This is a genomic window from Ruegeria sp. CI5, assembly GCF_056536885.1.
Genome location: NZ_JBQFQN010000002.1, coordinates 398,134 through 414,917 on the forward strand (window position 1 = coordinate 398,134; position 16,784 = coordinate 414,917).

A 16,784-nucleotide genomic window follows, 5' to 3' on the forward strand; every position below is an offset into this window, starting at 1 on the left:
CGGCTAGCCCATCATCCACAGTCCCAGCCACAGGGCCAGCCAGCACAGTCCGAGGCTGAGCAGGATGTTTCCACCCGCAAGGACAATCGTCCGCTCACGCTGCAGTTCAAGAGACTGGTAGGCAAAGCTGGAGAATGTCGTGAACCCTCCGCAAAAGCCGAAAACCAGGCGCTTTTCTTCTTCGGCCATCTCCACGGGCCCGCCGAGGTACCCGATCCAAAGCCCCAACAACAGGCTGCCCAATACGTTCACGACCAGCGTCGAGACCGGCAGGTCGTGGGTGATGGCCCGCGCGACCCAGTGGCGAAGGACTGCTCCCAGTCCGCCGCCCAGCCCAAACACCGCATGCAGATACAGATCGGTCATTCGGCCCGCCCTCCTGAGTGGCGGCGGCGTCCAATTGCCTCGCCCAGAATGGCCGCGCCCAAACCGCAGATGACTTCGGCCGCCAACGGCAAGATGACCGACCAGCCGTCGGTTTCAGCGATCCGTTCCAGTTCGGCGGCAAAGGACGAAAACGTCGACAATCCGCCGCAGAAACCAACGGCCCCGAGGTGCAGAACATGGGCATGCACCCGGCCCCGTATGGCGTAGAGCCATCCCAGAATGAAACAGGCCACGACATTGATGCCGAAGGTCGATGTCAGCAACGGCATCCCCGGAATTTCCAGCGCAAACAGTTCGCGTAGGATCGACCCAGCCGCCCCGCCGACAAAGACGGCGGCGTACATCATGGGCTTCCCCGAAACTGCCGCCTGAGTTTTGGCCAAGGACGCTTCTCCGCCTGTGGGGTTTGGATTTGGATAGCGGCTGTGCCGCCCGGGTTCAACCGCCGCAACCAAGCCACCGCAAATCCGCCCGATGCTAGGGGTGGCCGTACAAAGGCTTGCAATCAAAGGGCAACCTGCCCACGATCTATCGGGACAGGCCCGATGGGGTCGGAACCAGAGGGCAGGTCATGACGTCGAATTCCGTATGCAAGGTATTGCTGGATATTCTCGCGGATGCCGGAGGGTGCCAGATCTTCGGCGTGACGGGCGATGCGCTCAACCCCCTGCTTGAAGCCATGCGCGGGGATAGCCGGTTCGAATGGATCGGGGTCAGGCACGAGGAAAACGCAGCCTATGCAGCCTATGCCCAGGCGCATCTGACCGGCGGGATCGGGATTTGTGCCGGAACCGTCGGACCCGGCGCGCTTCACCTGATCAATGGACTGTACAACGCCCGGCGTGAGGGTGCAGGGGTCGTGGCGATCACAGGTCAGGTCGCTCATCGGGAGCGCGGGACCGGATACCACCAGGAAGTCAATCTTGAGAAAGTGTTCGAGGATATCTGCGGCTACCAGGCCGTGATCAATTCGCCGGACCAGATGCCGCGACTGGCTCAGATCGCCGTACAACGCGCCTTGATCAACCGCGAGGTCGTGCGGATCGAACTGCCCATCGACATATCCGAACAGCAGGTGCCCAGCTTGCACCAACTGCACCCGATCCTGAAAACGCCATCAACGCTGATCCCGCCCGAATCCGAAATCGACCGTGCGGCCGAGATCATCAACGCGGGCAGGAAAGTCGCTCTTTTCGCCGGCGTGGGATGCAGAGAAGCCAAGGACAAGGTTTTGGCTCTGTCCCAACGGCTGAATGCGCCGATCACGCATTCCCTCAAGGGCAAGGACATTTTTGACTATGATGATCCCAACGTGGTCGGGATGACCGGGTTGATCGGCAATCCCGGCGGGTATCATGCAGTGCGCGACTGCGATGTGCTGGTGATGCTGGGGACGGACTTCCCTTACGAGTGGTTCCTGCCGGAAAAAGCGAAAATCATCCAGATCGATCGCAACGTCGAACATCTGGGACGCCGCGCGCCCATCGCATCGGGATTGCTGGGAGATGTCGGCGCGACGCTGGATCTGCTCCTGCCAAAGCTGGCCGCAAAAGACGACAGGGCGTTTGCCGATCGTCAGGTCAAACTGTGTACGAAATGGCTGGCGCAGCAAGACCGCGACTCCAGCCTCGAGTGCGACACCGAGCCACTCCACCCGCAGCTGTTCGCGCGGCAGGTCTCCGACCAGGCTGCCGATAACGCAATATTTGCAATGGATATCGGCGAATGCACGGTCTGGGTGGCGCGTCAGACCCGGATGAAAGGCGGACGGCGCATGGTGGGGTCGTTCAACCATTCGTCACTGGGGTCCGGGTTGCCTTCGGCGTTGGGAGCCGCCGCGCTGGATCCGCAGCGCGAGGTTTGGGCGTTCTGCGGGGATGGCGGTTTTGGCATGTCCATGCAGGATTTCGTGACTGCCGTGCGCTACGAGTGGCCCATCAAGGTGCTGGTCTTCAACAACCAGACGCTCGGCTTCGTGAAGATGGAGATGGAGGTGGCGGGTTATCCGCTGAACCCCGCTGCTACCGATCTGGTGAACCCGGACTTTGCGGAATATGCGAGGGTTTGCGGTGGGGACGGGGTCCGTGTGGAACATGCGGCTGACATCCCCGAGGCCGTCGCGCGCGCCAAAGCCAGCCGAAAGCCATTCATCATCGACGCCATGGTCACGCCCGGCGAGTTGGTCATGCCTCCGCATATCGATACCAAGATGGCCTGGGGATTCGGCATGTCGAAACTGAAAGAAGGCATTCTGCTGGCCAAGGGTGAACATGCGCAGTGGGACAACTGGGTCAAGGAACTCAAGGCCAACCTCTGACCGATTGGCCCAAGGGAGAGCAAGATGATCGTACGTCGAATATATTATGTCGTGACCTATGTGGTTCTGCCTTTGACCGTGGTCTGGGGTTTGTACTGGCCTCCGGCATTCTGGCTGCTGATTTTGCTGGTCCCTTACGCGTTGGTCGGGCTGTACGACATGCTGACCACCAAACACAACGTACTGAACAACTATCCGGTTCTGGGCCATTTCCGGTATATGCTGGAGTTCGTCAGCCCGGAAATCCGCCAGTATTTCGTGGAAACCAACGAAAGCGGGCGGCCCTTCAATAGGATCATTCGCGCGCTGGTGTATTCACGAGCAAAGGGACAGGTCGACACTCAGGCCTTCGGCACCCAGTACGATATCACCGAAGTCGGATATCACCGGGCCAATCACTCGCTTGCGCCCAAGGACGTTCCGGAAAGCGAAGAGCGTGTGATGCTTGGCGGTCCTCAGTGTGAAAAGCCCTATCTCGCATCGCGGCTGAACGTTTCAGCGATGAGCTTCGGGGCACTCAGCGCCAACGCGATCCGCGCCTTGAACGGCGGGGCCAAGGATGGCGGTTTCGCACACAACACGGGCGAGGGCGGGCTGTCGCCGCACCATCTTGCCGAAGGCGGCGATATAATCTGGCAGATTGGCACCGGATACTTCGGTTGTCGGACGGCAGAGGGCGGCTTTGACAAGGACAAGTTCGCCCAGAATGCCCAGAAGGACGTCGTGAAGGCGATTGAGATCAAGCTGTCCCAAGGCGCGAAACCGTCCCATGGTGGTGTTCTGCCGGCGGCCAAGGTCGACGAAGAAATCGCGCTTATTCGAGGCGTGCCCGTGCATCAGGATGTGATTTCGCCACCCATTCACTCGGCCTTTGACGGGCCAACGGGCTTGATGCATTTCGTCCAACACCTGCGCGAAATGTCCGGGGGCAAACCCGTCGGTTTCAAGCTGTGCATCGGCAACCGGTCCGAGTTCATGGGGATCTGCAAGGCCATGCTGGAAACGGGCATTCTGCCCGATTTCATCACCGTAGACGGGGCCGAAGGCGGGACCGGCGCGGCGCCTGTGGAATTTACCAACCGTCTGGGCGTACCGTTGAACGAAGGGCTGATCTTCGTGAACAACAGTCTGCGCGGAGTAGGTCTGCGGGACAAGATCCGGGTGGTCTGTTCAGGCAAAGTGGCAACTGGTTATGACATGATCGAGAAATTCGCGCTGGGGGCTGACATGTGCAATGCGGCGCGGGCGATGATGTTCGCCGTGGGCTGCATTCAGGCCTTGCATTGCAATACGAACCGCTGCCCGTCAGGCGTCGCAACACAGGATCCCATTCGCGGGCGCGCGGTCAACGTGGCGCAGAAACGCAAGCGGGTTCACCGCTTTCATGACGCCACTCTGGAAAGCTTTCGCGAAATACTGGGTGCAATGGGGAAAGAGCGCGTATCTGACCTCGGCCCATCCGATATCTACCGCCGAATTGCCAATGAGCGCGAGTGCTCATACGCGGAACTTTACACCTTTATCGAGCCAGGTGCCTTGTTGAAAGACACAGTGCCGCAGGAATTTGCAGCGGATTGGCAGAAGGCGTCGGCCAGCCATTTCTGATTTTATTCTCAAATGTTCCAAGGATCCGCTCCTGTCCTGCGTCTGAATAGTCAGAATGAGCAAACTGACCTCGGATGAAGAATTGGCCCATGGGGCCGCCAACGGGGACGCGGAAGCGTTCGCGACGCTGCTTGGACGGCATTATGACCGCGTGTTCCGGCTGGCCTTTCGGCTGACCGGCAGCGCCGAGGTCGCCGAAGATCTGACGCAGGACATATGTGCAGCCTTGCCCGCAAAAATTGTCGGTTTTCGAGCGAGTTCAAAGTTCACGACATGGCTGTATCGGGTCGTCTGCAACGCCGCACACGATGCGCGGCGTCGAACCGTCAGCCGAAACCGGGCAGCTATCGGCTGGGGCGATGTGGAAAAGATGCGGCGCGCCGAAGCCGTCGAGACGGCCGAGGCCCTGTCATGGCTGCAACGGGCCATGCAGAGTTTGCCCGAAGATCTGCGTCAGACACTGGCGCTGACGCTGGATGATGAAATGACCCATGCACAGGCCGCCGACGTGCTGGGCGTGTCCGAGGGCACGGTCTCATGGCGCCTGTCCGAAGCCCGAAAGCGCCTGCGCGCGATCAAACAAGAGGAGCTTGCCCAATGAGTGATGAGCTCGATGATCTGAAAACACTGATGGATGCCGCAACGCCTGCACCGGATGAAAAGCGGCGGGCCGTCAATCTGGAGCTGGCTAAAAAAAACTTTGCTGATCTCCAAGGATCTCGACCCGGTACGCGTCCCAATGTCAGGCGAGGCCCGTTGGCCCGCGTGACAGAAGGAACCAAAGCCATGTTGAATGCAATTTCGACCCGCGGCGCGCTGGCCGCTACAACAGCCATCGCTGCCGTGGCACTGATCATGATCGTGCCGCAGACGCGGGACGGTGTGCTGTCCCCTAGGTTCGGTACCGAGACCCGGGTGACCGGCCAGCCGCAGGCGGTTCGACCATCCGGACAATCAGACGCTGAAACGGCCGAGATGGTTCTTGAGGAACCCGTTGCCGAAGCGCCGATGGTTGTGGAAGAAGCGCTGGAACCTCTGGCAAAACGCAGCCTTCTCTCGCAAGGCCGCCTCGCCGACAGCACAGTGGCCCCTTCGGTTTCGAGCGACGCTTTTCGTCCGCCAGCGCGGCCCGAGCAGTCGTCCGAAGAATTTGCAAACGCCGAAACCAACTCACTCAAGGTCACCGCGGAAGAACCGATTTCGACGTTTTCGATTGATGTCGATACCGCATCTTACGCCATCGTCAGGTCCTCGCTTCTGGCTGGTCACTTGCCCCCGCGTGACGCGGTGCGGATTGAAGAAATGCTAAACTACTTTCCCTATTCCTATCCGGCGCCGGACGGCGCGGTGCCGTTTCAGCCAAGCATCACGGTCATGCCCAGCCCCTGGAATACCGGTACTCGACTGGTCCATATCGGCATTCAGGGAACGCTTCCGGTGATCGAGGAGCGTCCGGCGCTCAATCTTGTCTTTCTCATCGACACCTCGGGCTCGATGCAGGACGCCAACAAGTTGCCCTTGTTGAAACAGTCCCTGCGCCTGATGTTGCCCGAGTTGCGACCCGAGGATCAGGTGTCGATCGTGACCTATGCCGGCAGTGCGGGCCAGGTTCTGGAGCCGACATCTGCAGCCGATCAGGCCAAGATCCTGCGGGCGCTCGAACACTTGGACGCGGGCGGATCCACAGCGGGACAAGCCGGGCTTCAGCAAGCCTATCAGGTTGCTGCAGACATGGCCGCCGCGGGCGAGGTGACGCGAGTCATTCTGGCCACGGACGGGGATTTCAACGTTGGCCTGTCCGATCCCGAAGCTCTGAAGGAGTTTATCTCTGACAAGCGCGACAGCGGAACATATCTGAGCGTTCTGGGTTTCGGGCGCGGTAACCTTGATGACGCGACGATGCAGGCCCTGGCCCAGAACGGAAACGGACAGGCGGCTTACATCGACACGCTGGGTGAGGCCCGCAAAGTGCTGGTTGACCAACTGACCGGTGCGCTGTTTCCGATTGCCAACGACGTCAAGATTCAGGTCGAATTCAACCCTGCCCAAATCGCCGAATACCGCCTGATCGGATACGAAACCCGCGCTTTGCGCCGCGAGGACTTTTTGAATGACACTGTTGATGCGGGCGACATAGGTGCTGGCCACAGCGTGACCGCGATTTACGAAGTCACGCCGGTCGGCTCCAACGCAATTCGCAATGCACCGCTACGGTATGGAAACACCGCCCCCGCTTCGGGCAGTGATGAAATCGGCTATTTCAAGCTGCGGTACAAAACACCCGGCGACACGCGCAGCCAGTTGATCGAGCAACCGATCATGGACGGGCAGGGCCGCCAGACGGACGACGTGAGGTTTTCCGTCGCGATTGCAGGTTTCGGCCAGTTGTTGCGCGGCGGCACTTACCTGTCCGACTGGAGCTATGATGATGCAATCGCGATGGGCAACACAGCCCGTGGGGCCGATCCTTTCGGGTACCGGACCGAAGCCGTGACCCTGATGCGTCTGGCGCAATCCCTGTCAAAATAAAGGGTGGGCAATCCGTGTCAGTTCAACGACGGGCGCGGATTGTTGGCAGCGTGCGAATGAATCTTCCGCACGCTCCACTCAACTGCGTCTCGCATGGTTTTGCCCAAGGCGGTGTCAAAAGCGGTAACAAGATCCGGCGTCTCGTCGCTGGTCGAGACAACGGCTTCCTGGAACGAGCTTGAAGCGATGATCTTGTCTTCGAACTCGTCGATGATCTTGATGTTCATTCGCACTTCGATTTTTACGGTTTTCGAGTTTTCGGTTTCTCCGACGACAATCCCTTGAAACTCGCGCAGGTCCGGAACGATGACGTAGTCGGCGCGCAGGCCGACCGTCGAACGGCCCACGGCGGCGACGCGACCGCTGTTTTCAAAGCTTTCGACCATCAACGCCTGAACGATCAAAGGTGCTCGGTCCACCCACCGGGCACGCGGCAGATACTGGACCTGCAGGGGCGTCGGCTGCACGGCAATCTGGTCGGTGTTCACCGCAGCGGTCGCAGTGGGTTCCTGGATGACGATCTGTTTCTGCACCCGGGGCAAAGACTGCGAGAACGTGCTCTTGGGGGTCAGCAGATACAGGTCGTTCGGTTTCGAGGCCTGTTTCAACGTGCCAAGACCGGCACATCCGCCCAGCGTCGTGATTGCAAGGGTCAGAAGAAGGGGCCTGATCATTGACGGAACTCCGATGCTTGGGTGCCCAGAAGGAAACGCGCGGGGTCGCGCTCGACCTTGTCGACAAGACGGTCCAGGCTGATGACAAGGCGTTGGGATTCTTCCACGAAACGAACGAATTGAGGCAGTCCGACCCGCAGGAAGTCCGAAACCTGCCGGCGGTTTTGTTGAACGATGCCGTCGATCGTTCCCAACAGGTCCGATGCCGATTGCGACGCGCTCAGAACGTCCGCTGAAATCTGGTCGATCTTGTCGGTCACGTTCGTTACCGTTTCGGCCACTTTGGTGGCGGCGTTTCGGATGTCGTCAACAACCTGTGCAACGTCTTCGTCCATCACGCGATTGGCCGAGTCGAACGCGCGTTCTGCGGATGCCAGAGTTCCTTTCGCCGAATCCATGGCCGCGGTCACCGAGTCGAGCGTTTGGTTGGCGTTGGCAAATGTATTGTTGACGGTTGCCATGGTTACCGCGGCTTCATCCGACAACCCGATCAGGCGGTCCGCGAGTTGCGACCCGCGCTCGATGAAGGGGCGGACGTCGTCTTCGATGACCTTGTTGGCTGTCGCCAGCGTCTGGTTCGCGCTGTCCAGTGCGGTTTTGGCCGATTCCGAGGCCGTTTTGATGCTGTTCAGCGTATCAGTTCCGGTGGTCAGCGTGGTTTCTGCGGTATCAGCCAACTGATCCAGGCGTTTGGTGAAGGCCCCGATGTCCTTTGCCGCGCCGCCCAGATCGCTGGACAGGGATTCAAAATCGTTCAGGGTCTTGTCCAGCCGGCCCGAGGCCGAAGCCAGGTTGTCGAGAATGTCCGACACGGCCTTGCGATTGTTGTCATCCACCACTGCGTTCAGGTTCTCCAGCAAGGTCACCGCCTCGTCCAGGACCTTGGGTGCGCCTTCGAACAGGGATTGGATGGCGCTGCGCTTGCTTTTGATGACGCTGTTCTGCGGCAGCCGTTCGGCATCGGGCGACCCGCCCGACAACTCGACATAGCTGACGCCGGTCACTCCCAGCGACTGCAACTGCGCGATCGTGTCCGTGGTCACCGGAATGTCAGCATCAACCTCAAGCCGGACCCTTACTTTGGACGGGTCATCGTCATCCAGGTCCAGCGAAATGACCTGTCCCACGGGCAGGCCGTTATAGCTGACGCCACCGGCGGCTGACAGGCCCGACACGTTGTCGAACAGCACGTCATAGTAAGCGTATTGGCGCGTGACTTCGAACTTGGCCAGCCACAGGAAGAAGCCGAACGCGCTCAGGATGCCCGCCAGTGTAAACGCGCCGATCAGGATATAGTTCGCCCGGGTTTCCATCGCCTCTACCTGTCCTGCCCCTTCTGTTGCGCCGCGCGGGCCCGGGGGCCTGTGAAGTACTCCTGCACCCAAGGGTGGTCGACCTTGGTCATGTCTTCAATCGGACCTTCCACCAGCACGCGCTTTTCTGCAAGAACCGCAACGCGGTCGCAGATCGCGTACAGGCTGTCCAGGTCATGTGTTACCATGAAAACGGTCAATCCCAAGGCCTGTTGCAATTCTCCGATCAATTCGTCGTAGGCCGCGGCGCCGATGGGATCCAGCCCGGCGGTGGGCTCGTCCAGAAACACGATCTCGGGGTCCAATGCCAATGCTCGGGCCAGCGCGGCCCGCTTGCGCATTCCGCCTGACAGCTCTGACGGGAACTTGCCGCAACTCAGCTGTGGCAGCCCCACAAGGCTGATCTTGAGGCTGCCGAGCGCCCGCATCAAGCTCTCGCTCAGGCCGGTGTGTTCGCGCAACGGGGCCATGACGTTCTGAAGCACGGTCAGCGAGGAAAACAGTGCCCCGTCCTGAAAGGCGACGCCCCAGCGTTTCTCGATGCGGCGTCGGTCGGCCTCGGGGCCGTTCAGCACGTCGACACCCAAAACTTCGATACTGCCTGCCGCAGGTTTGTTCAGCCCGACGATGGTGCGCAGAAGGACGGACTTGCCGGTCCCGGACCCGCCGACAATGCCCAGCACTTCGCCGCGCCAGACATCCAGGTTCAGGTCGTCATGCACCACCTGCGGACCGAACTGGTTGCGCAGATTGCGCACACGGATCACCGCTTCGCGCTGCGCGTCCAGCTTGGCGGTCGATGTCTGAGCGGATCCATCCATGTCAGACACCGATCTCGGAGAAGAAAATGGAAAACAGCGCGTCAATGGCAATGACCATGAAAATCGACTGAACAACTGACGCGGTGGTGCGTTGGCCGACGCTTTGGGCGGAACCCTTGACCTGCATTGCCTGCCAACAGGCGATTACCCCGATGACCATGGCAAAGAACGGCGCCTTGATCAGCCCAACCGCCAGATGCCAGACGCTGGTGTTTTCCTTCAGGCGCGTAATGAACATTCCGGGGCTGACGCCCAGATCGATCCAGCTCATCAGGGCGCCGCCAAAAAGGCCGGCGATGTCGGCCACGAAGCCCAGGATCGGCAGCATGATCAGCAGTGCAAGAACCCGTGGAATGACGAGCACCTCGATCGGGTCCAGACCCAATGTGCGCATGGCGTCGATTTCTTCCTGCACTTTCATAGAACCGATCGAGGCCGTGAAGGCCGAACCGGACCGGCCGGCCACGATGATCGCGGTCAGCAGGATGCCCAACTCGCGCAGTACCGAAATCGAGATCAACTCGACCACGAAAATTTCCGCGCCGAACTGTTTCAACTGGGTGGCCCCCTGAAAAGCCAGAACCACGCCGATCAGAAACCCCATCAGCGCCACGATGGGCAGGGCCTTGAACCCGGTTTCCTCCATCTGCGACACGACCGCGGCGCGGCGCAGGCGCCACGGCATGATCATCGTGCGGCCCAGCCGGTGCAAGGTCAGGCCCAGAAAGCCGAGGATCGACATGGTGTCGCGCCCGGCGCCCACCGTTGATTGGCCCAGGCTCTCAAGCCATGGCATGAACCCTTTTGGTGGGGCTTCGGCGGGAATGTCCTTGGGAATGTTCTCCGAGACGGTTTCCAGCAGCGCGGAATGTGCCGGTTTCAACCCGTCGAAAGCCACGGTCGCCCCCATGGCTGCACAGCGGTTTTTCAGGTCCGCGATCAGCCACGCGCCGCCGGTGTCCAGTGCATCGATTTCGGACATGTCGACCGTCACATGCGCCGCATCCGGGCGGGTGGCGCGAAAGGCGTTTTCGACGGCGCTCAACGACTGTGTCAGCATTTCGCCAGACACAATCACGCGCGCTGTGCCGCCTTCCTGTTCGACTGCGATCGAGGGTTTCGTCATGCCGGTATCAGACGGGAAACCGTTCCGGGCCGCAATGGCTTTGTTCAACCGGGCGGCGATTTGGGTGCGGGGGTTACCGGTTTGCACGGCCCGGGTCGCCCAAGAGGCGAGAATTGGCGCAAAACCGGTTGCCTGCCCGAGGGAACCCCGACACAGTCCGCACCGTCGAACACCAGTTTTCCAATGGGAATCACGGCATGAGCCAAGCAGGAAACGTTCTTTTCATCATCATCGACCAATTGCGGGCCGATTGTCTGCGCGGTGCTCTGGCTGATCATGTCAACCTGCCCAATCTGCGCGCCTTCATGGACGAGGCCGTTTCGTTCGACCGGCATTTTTCCGTAACCAATCCCTGCGGACCGTCCCGCGCCTCTATCCTGACCGGGCAATACGCGATGAACCATCGTTCGGTCCGCAATGGAACGCCGCTGCGCCATGACACGCCAAACATCGCCACCGAGATGCGAAAAGCCGGCTATCTGCCGATGCTGTTCGGCTATACAGACACCTCGGCCGATCCACGGGTTCATCATCCGAATGATCCGTCGGTGAAGACCTACGAAAACCCGATGCACGGGTTTCACGAAGTGCTCGAAATGCGACTTGAGGAGTCCTTTCCTTGGCGGTCCTACTTGATGCGCCAGGGATACGAGTTCGAAGACTACTGGGATCTCTACAAGCCGGTTTCGCCGGATGGGTCGGCCCCAAAACTGAACGACCCGGCCCCTTACAAGGCCGAGGACAGCGACACCGCATTTCTGACCAACAGGTTTCTGGACGGAATTGCCGCCTATCGGAACTCGGGATGGTTCGCGCATTTGACGTATATCCGTCCGCATCCGCCACTGGTGGCCCCCGCGCCCTACAACCGGATGTACGATCCCGACGCGTTGCCTTTGCCAAACCGTCTACCCAGCCCCGAGGACGAAAAGGCCGTGCACCCGTTCTTTGGACCCGCTCTGGACTCGAATACACCAAAAGACTGCGTGCAAGGTTTTTCCGAAGTTGGGCCGACGGATGAGAACACGCAGACCTTGCGGGCCGTCTATCTTGGATTGGCAACCGAGGTTGACCATCATATCGGCCGGGTCATCCGCTTTCTCAAGGACAGCGGCCAGTATGACGACACGCTGGTGGTGATCACTGCGGATCATGGCGAGATGCTGGGCGATCATTATTCCTGGGGCAAAATGTCAGTGTATGACGCGGCTTACCACACGCCGCTGATCATTCGCATGCCTGGCAACGCTCAGATGGCCGGCCAGCGCGTCGAGGTGCCGACCGAGTCAATTGATGTCGCACCCACGATCCTGGACTGGGTTGGGCAAGAGCTCCCGAACTCGATGGATGGTCGATCCTTGCTGCCGCTGCTGCGTGGTGCCGTGCCAGAGGACTGGCGCCGGTATTCCTTCAGTGAGCTGGACTTTGCCGATCCACTGACGCCCACTCAGTTTCAAAGTGATCTTGGAACGGGTCACAGCAACTCGTGTCTGGGCATCCTGCGTAACGAGCGCTTTACCCTGGTCGAGTTCGCAGCTGACCTGCCGCCGTTGTTGTTCGACCACCACGGTCGGGGCGAAGCCGAGAATGTCGCCGCAAACCCTGACTACGCAGCTGATTTGGCGCGGCTTGGTCGTGAAATGCTGCGCCACCGTATGCGGAACATGGATCATTCCCTGTCCCTGCATTCCGTGACATCGCAGGGGCCGAAATCAGTGCGCAGGTTCGATTGATCCAGGCGGTTGTCGACGATTTTCCAAACCTGTGCCGCCGCTGGCGGACACAATTCCGCGCGGCCCCGGCGCCAAACAAATTCAGATAATTCAATAGACAAACGGTTCGCGTGGGGTATCGTGACCTTGGAAATTCCTGCGCTGATCGCACTCGTCCGGGCCTCCGGACAGCTGACGTTCAGGGTGGACTGAGCGACGTAACAAACCCGAAAGGCGCAGTATGGTCGATTGGCTGGTGAATATCCTGCAAACCTATCCGGAACTGGCTGTCTTTCTCGCCATCGGCATCGGGTTTTTGGTCGGACCAATCAAGGTCATGGGGTTCAGTCTGGGTTCGGTCACGGGCACCTTGTTGGCGGCCGTCGTGATCGGGCAGGCACAGATCAGTATTGATTCAGCGGTGAAGTCCACCTTCTTCATCCTGTTCATCTTCGCAGTTGGCTACGGCGTTGGGCCACAGTTCATTCGCGGCCTCAAGGTTGACGGCGCGCGCGAGGTGCTTTTTGCGCTGAGCGTTCTCGCCCTGTGTCTGGTCGTGCCGGTCGTGTCGGCCAAGATCGCCGGGCTCGAGCTTGGCTACGCCGCGGGCCTGTATGCCGGCTCGCAAACGATTTCTGCGGCGATCGGAGTGGCGACGGACCAGATCAACCAGTTGGGTTTGTCGGCCGAGCAGGCCAAAACCTATTCCAACCAGATCCCGGTCGCCTATGCGGTGACATATATCTACGGCACGATCGGGTCGGCGATCATTCTGGCCAAGATCGGCCCGCGCCTGATCGGTGTTGACCTGGTGGCCGCCTGCAAGGAATACGAGGCCAAGCTGAGTGGCGGCGAAGATGTCGAGACCGGAGGCGGCATCGTTTCGGCCTATCGCGCGATCGAGGCGCGCGCTTTTGAGATTCCCGAAGGCAGCGAATTGCTCGGCCAGCCGGTCAAGGATCTGTTGCCCGGTGTCCGCGTCTATGCCGAACGCCTCAGCCGCGGCGGCAAGATCGTTGAGGTTGACGCGGACACGGTGCTGCAAGCGGGTGATGTCGTGATGTTCTCGGGTCGGCGCGGTGATCTTGTCGGAGCGCTCGAGCCCAGCCTCAAGGAAGCGGATGCGCCCGAGCTGCTGAGTATCCCATCGGAAAAACTGGACGTTTTGATCACAAGCAAGGACGTGCACGGCAAGACATTGGATGAGCTCAGCAAGATGCCTCAGGCCCGTGGCGTGTATGTGTCGAAGCTGACGCGGAACATGATTGATCTGCCGCTGCTGCCGGGCACGGTTCTGCATCGCGGTGACATTCTGACCATTCTGGGCAGCAAGCGCCATGTCGAGGCGGCCATCGCCGAAATCGGGTACGCCGACCGGCCCGTTGACACGACCGATCTGGCCTTTGTGGGCTGGGGCATTTTCATCGGGGGTGTCATCGGCACGCTTGCAATTACAATGGGCGGTTTTCCGATCAGCCTGTCGACCACTGGTGGCGCGTTGCTGGCCGGGCTGCTGCTGGGGTGGCTGCGCACCGTTCACCCAACCTTCGGTCGCATTCCCGCACCGTCGCTGTGGTTGATGAATACGCTGGGCCTGAATGTCTTCATCGCGGTCATCGGGATATCGGCCGGGCCCGGTTTCGTGGCTGGTTTGCAGCAGGCAGGCATCGCGCTGTTGTTATGGGGTATTGTGGCCACGTCTTTGCCGATGATTTTCTCGGTTTATGTTGGGCACTACATATTCAAGTTTCACCCTGCCATCCTGTTTGGCGCCTGCGCGGGGGCCCGCACTACGACGGCGGCGCTCGGCATGATCCAGGAGGCCGCGCAAAGCCGGATTCCGGCCCTGGGCTACGGCATGCCCTACGCGATCGGAAACACCCTGCTGACGATATTCGGGATGGTCGTCGTTTTGATCCTCAGTTGATTTGGAAAGGTCTTGAGTCATGGACAGATTGAAGCTGCACGATTACGAAGCCCTCAGCCCCTTTCAGATCAAGGACGAGCTGATCAAGCTGGCCTCGGTCGAGGCGCGCAAATCCAACAGCGCCTTTTTGAATGCCGGCCGGGGCAATCCCAATTGGGTCGCCACCCGCCCGCGTGAAGCTTTCTTTGCGCTTGGCCAGTTTGCCGTGGCCGAGTCGCGCCGCGTCATGAATCATCCGGCGGGCCTTGGGGGGATGCCGGCAATGGCAGGTTGCCATGACCGTCTGTTGGAGTGGGGCAGGGCCAATTCCGAGATGCCGGGCGCCGACACGCTTTTGGATGTGATCGACCACGCCATCCGGGCCTTCGGTTTCGACGCTGACGAATTCGTGCACGAACTGACGGACTCGATCATCGGCGACAACTACCCTGTTCCCGACCGTATTCTTAAGCACAACGCCGCCATCGCCCACGAATACCTGATGTGGGCCATGTGTGCCGGGCACCGTCCCGATGCGCAGTTCGACCTGTTTGCGGTGGAAGGCGGCACGGCGGCCATGTGCTATATCTTCAAATCGCTCAAGGCCAACCGGCTGTTGAACCCGGGCGACACGATCGCCCTGTGCACGCCGATCTTCACGCCCTACCTCGAAATGCCCGAACTTGAGGATTACAGCCTCGAGTCCGTTCACGTGGAAACGGACGAGGAAGATGGGTTCCAACTGACCGATGCTGCAGTCGAAAAGCTGAAGGACCCCAAGGTCAAGGCCTTCTTTCTGGTCAATCCGGGCAACCCGTCGTCGGTGGCCCTTAGCAATGCTTCTCTGCGCAAACTCGCGGATTTGGTCGAGAACCACAGGCCGGACCTGATTGTCCTGACTGATGATGTGTACGGCACTTTCGTACATGATTTCACCTCGGTCATGGGCTACATGCCCCGCAACACGATCGGTGTTTATTCCTATTCGAAATATTTCGGCTGCACCGGTTGGCGGCTCGGCGTGATCGCCGTCGCGCAGGACAATATCTTCGACGAAAAGCTCGCCGCGCATCCTGCCGAGATCAAGCAGAAGCTCGACAAGCGTTACGGCACGCTCAGCCTGCATCCCAGCGAAATCAAATTCGTCGACAGGCTCGTGGCCGACAGCCGGGATGTGGCCCTGAACCACACCGCCGGATTGTCCCTGCCGCAGCAGGTCATGATGACGTTGTTCTCGCTCTGCGAGCTGGTCGACACAAAGAAAGCCTATCAGACCGCCTGTATCGAACTAGTGCATCGACGGTTCCACCTGCTGACCGAAGCCTTGGGGATCGAGGTCCAGCCGGGCGATCACTATGACGCCTACTACGGCATCATCGACTTCGAATTCTGGCTGCGCAAATACGTCGGCGAAGAGGTCGTGGACTGGATCAAGAAGAACGTCCACCCGTTGGACATCGCGTTCAAGCTGGCCGAGGACTATGGGATCGTGCTGCTGAACGGCAGCGGTTTCGATGCGCCGAACTGGTCCGCCCGGGTGTCTTTCGCCAACTTGCCGGACGAGGCATACACCCAGATCGGCCGCGCTGTCCGTTCGGTCGCGCGCGGTTATGTGCAGGCCTATCGGGCGGCGAACAACAAGCCACTTCACGGTTGAATCACCGTTAGCGGTCACGGTCATTTTCTGCGCCTGTGACATCGCGGATGTTGCGTTTTTCGGCTTTATTGATAAACCCGGGTAAATCTGAATCATCGGGAAAAATTATCTATAAAATGTCGGCTACATCGAACACCTGGACCCGCGAAACCGCTCAGGCCATCTATGACCTGCCGCTGATGGATCTTCTGTATCGGGCGCAGACCGTACATCGCGAGAATTTTGACCCCAACAAGGTGCAGATGTCGCGGCTTCTGTCGATCAAGACCGGCGGCTGCGCCGAGGATTGCGCCTATTGCTCGCAATCCGCACGCAACGGCTCCAAGCTGAGCGCCTCGAAACTGATCGAGGTCGAACGCGTTCTGGCCGAAGCTCGCAAGGCGCGCGACTCGGGCTCGACCCGGTTCTGTATGGGGGCGGCCTGGCGCGAGCCCAAGGATCGCGACATGGACGCGCTGGTCGCAATGATCGAAGGCGTCAAAGAAATGGGCATGGAAACCTGCATGACCCTGGGCATGCTGGACGACACCCAGGTGGTGCAGTTGCGCGATGCGGGGCTGGACTATTACAACCACAACATTGACACGTCCGAGCGTTACTACCCCGAGGTTATCACCACCCGCACCTTCGCCGACCGGATCGACACGCTGAACCGCGTGCGCGAGGCGGGGATGAAGGTCTGCTCGGGCGGGATTTTGGGCATGGGCGAAAACGGTGAGGACCGGATCGACATGCTG

General features: G+C 60.0%; 14 protein-coding genes. 8 read left to right on the top strand and 6 right to left on the bottom strand.

The genetic code is table 11. The features are described from left to right. Nucleotides 1-3: 3 nt before the first annotated feature. Both ACR0BA_RS10625 and ACR0BA_RS10630 read right to left on the bottom strand, forming a co-directional pair. A complete protein-coding gene (locus ACR0BA_RS10625; RefSeq protein ID WP_170365938.1) occupies nucleotides 4-366 on the bottom strand; it encodes a fluoride efflux transporter FluC in 363 nt (120 codons plus the stop codon). Then, nucleotides 363-734 carry a fluoride efflux transporter FluC gene (locus ACR0BA_RS10630; protein ID WP_254429382.1) on the bottom strand — a complete coding sequence of 124 codons (372 nt, stop codon included), beginning with the start codon at nucleotides 732-734 and terminating at the stop codon, nucleotides 363-365. Before ACR0BA_RS10630 ends, ACR0BA_RS10625 begins: the two co-directional genes overlap by 4 nt. A 224-nt stretch (nucleotides 735-958) precedes the next feature. On the opposite strand from ACR0BA_RS10630, the gene ACR0BA_RS10635 reads away from it, so the two are divergent. The 4 genes from ACR0BA_RS10635 to ACR0BA_RS10650 are packed head-to-tail and all read left to right on the top strand — an operon-like array spanning nucleotide 959 to nucleotide 6,838. After that, nucleotides 959-2,704, top strand: a complete 1,746-nt coding sequence (locus tag ACR0BA_RS10635; protein WP_480727871.1) for a thiamine pyrophosphate-dependent enzyme — start codon at nucleotides 959-961, stop codon at nucleotides 2,702-2,704. A gap of 24 nt (nucleotides 2,705-2,728) precedes the next feature. After that, on the top strand, nucleotides 2,729-4,309 hold the full coding sequence (locus ACR0BA_RS10640; RefSeq protein WP_480727873.1) for an FMN-binding glutamate synthase family protein: 1,581 nt from the start codon (nucleotides 2,729-2,731) through the stop codon (nucleotides 4,307-4,309). A 55-nt stretch (nucleotides 4,310-4,364) separates the two neighbouring features. After that, nucleotides 4,365-4,910 (top strand): RNA polymerase sigma factor, encoded by a 546-nt coding sequence (locus ACR0BA_RS10645; RefSeq protein ID WP_170341331.1) that lies wholly within the window; start codon nucleotides 4,365-4,367, stop codon nucleotides 4,908-4,910. Beyond that, nucleotides 4,907-6,838, top strand: a complete 1,932-nt coding sequence (locus ACR0BA_RS10650; protein WP_480727875.1) for a vWA domain-containing protein — start codon at nucleotides 4,907-4,909, stop codon at nucleotides 6,836-6,838. Before ACR0BA_RS10645 ends, ACR0BA_RS10650 begins: the two co-directional genes overlap by 4 nt. A gap of 17 nt (nucleotides 6,839-6,855) precedes the next feature. Here ACR0BA_RS10650 and ACR0BA_RS10655 read toward each other — a convergent pair whose 3' ends face one another. From ACR0BA_RS10655 to ACR0BA_RS10670, 4 genes are read right to left on the bottom strand one after another with little or no spacing between them, the layout of a single operon-like run. Beyond that, the gene (locus ACR0BA_RS10655; protein WP_170365932.1) at nucleotides 6,856-7,512 is read right to left on the bottom strand and encodes an ABC-type transport auxiliary lipoprotein family protein; all 657 of its coding nucleotides are present in this window, start codon (nucleotides 7,510-7,512) and stop codon (nucleotides 6,856-6,858) included. Next, nucleotides 7,509-8,825 carry an MlaD family protein gene (locus ACR0BA_RS10660; protein WP_170367367.1) on the bottom strand — a complete coding sequence of 439 codons (1,317 nt, stop codon included), beginning with the start codon at nucleotides 8,823-8,825 and terminating at the stop codon, nucleotides 7,509-7,511. The genes ACR0BA_RS10655 and ACR0BA_RS10660 overlap by 4 nt, the downstream gene beginning before the upstream one ends. Nucleotides 8,826-8,830: 5 nt before the next feature. Next, on the bottom strand, nucleotides 8,831-9,646 hold the full coding sequence (locus ACR0BA_RS10665; RefSeq protein WP_170341340.1) for an ABC transporter ATP-binding protein: 816 nt from the start codon (nucleotides 9,644-9,646) through the stop codon (nucleotides 8,831-8,833). A gap of 1 nt (nucleotide 9,647) precedes the next feature. Then, complete coding sequence (locus ACR0BA_RS10670) at nucleotides 9,648-10,772, bottom strand: MlaE family lipid ABC transporter permease subunit (RefSeq protein ID WP_480727877.1); 1,125 nt, start codon at nucleotides 10,770-10,772, stop codon at nucleotides 9,648-9,650. Between the two features lie 197 nt (nucleotides 10,773-10,969). On the opposite strand from ACR0BA_RS10670, the gene ACR0BA_RS10675 reads away from it, so the two are divergent. The 4 genes from ACR0BA_RS10675 to bioB all read left to right on the top strand — a co-directional run. Further along, nucleotides 10,970-12,505 (top strand): sulfatase-like hydrolase/transferase, encoded by a 1,536-nt coding sequence (locus ACR0BA_RS10675; protein ID WP_480727878.1) that lies wholly within the window; start codon nucleotides 10,970-10,972, stop codon nucleotides 12,503-12,505. Nucleotides 12,506-12,725: 220 nt separating this feature from the next. Beyond that, nucleotides 12,726-14,411, top strand: coding sequence for an aspartate-alanine antiporter (aspT, locus tag ACR0BA_RS10680; protein WP_480727879.1), 1,686 nt, complete (start codon nucleotides 12,726-12,728; stop codon nucleotides 14,409-14,411). A gap of 19 nt (nucleotides 14,412-14,430) precedes the next feature. Continuing rightward, nucleotides 14,431-16,047 carry a bifunctional aspartate transaminase/aspartate 4-decarboxylase gene (locus ACR0BA_RS10685; protein ID WP_480727881.1) on the top strand — a complete coding sequence of 539 codons (1,617 nt, stop codon included), beginning with the start codon at nucleotides 14,431-14,433 and terminating at the stop codon, nucleotides 16,045-16,047. A 116-nt stretch (nucleotides 16,048-16,163) separates the two neighbouring features. Further along, on the top strand, nucleotides 16,164-16,784 hold a 621-nt coding region (bioB, locus tag ACR0BA_RS10690; RefSeq protein WP_480727883.1), incomplete at its 3' end, for a biotin synthase BioB.

Coding starts and splice junctions, on each gene's coding strand:
- ACR0BA_RS10675 (WP_480727878.1), top strand. CDS start 10,970: ATGAGCCAAGCAGGAAACGTTCTTTTCATCATCATCGACCAATTGCGG.
- ACR0BA_RS10645 (WP_170341331.1), top strand. CDS start 4,365: ATGAGCAAACTGACCTCGGATGAAGAATTGGCCCATGGGGCCGCCAAC.
- ACR0BA_RS10660 (WP_170367367.1), bottom strand. CDS start 8,825: ATGGAAACCCGGGCGAACTATATCCTGATCGGCGCGTTTACACTGGCG.
- ACR0BA_RS10650 (WP_480727875.1), top strand. CDS start 4,907: ATGAGTGATGAGCTCGATGATCTGAAAACACTGATGGATGCCGCAACG.
- ACR0BA_RS10625 (WP_170365938.1), bottom strand. CDS start 366: ATGACCGATCTGTATCTGCATGCGGTGTTTGGGCTGGGCGGCGGACTG.
- ACR0BA_RS10640 (WP_480727873.1), top strand. CDS start 2,729: ATGATCGTACGTCGAATATATTATGTCGTGACCTATGTGGTTCTGCCT.
- ACR0BA_RS10655 (WP_170365932.1), bottom strand. CDS start 7,512: ATGATCAGGCCCCTTCTTCTGACCCTTGCAATCACGACGCTGGGCGGA.
- ACR0BA_RS10630 (WP_254429382.1), bottom strand. CDS start 734: ATGATGTACGCCGCCGTCTTTGTCGGCGGGGCGGCTGGGTCGATCCTA.
- ACR0BA_RS10685 (WP_480727881.1), top strand. CDS start 14,431: ATGGACAGATTGAAGCTGCACGATTACGAAGCCCTCAGCCCCTTTCAG.
- aspT (WP_480727879.1), top strand. CDS start 12,726: ATGGTCGATTGGCTGGTGAATATCCTGCAAACCTATCCGGAACTGGCT.
- ACR0BA_RS10635 (WP_480727871.1), top strand. CDS start 959: ATGACGTCGAATTCCGTATGCAAGGTATTGCTGGATATTCTCGCGGAT.
- ACR0BA_RS10665 (WP_170341340.1), bottom strand. CDS start 9,646: ATGGATGGATCCGCTCAGACATCGACCGCCAAGCTGGACGCGCAGCGC.
- ACR0BA_RS10670 (WP_480727877.1), bottom strand. CDS start 10,772: ATGACGAAACCCTCGATCGCAGTCGAACAGGAAGGCGGCACAGCGCGC.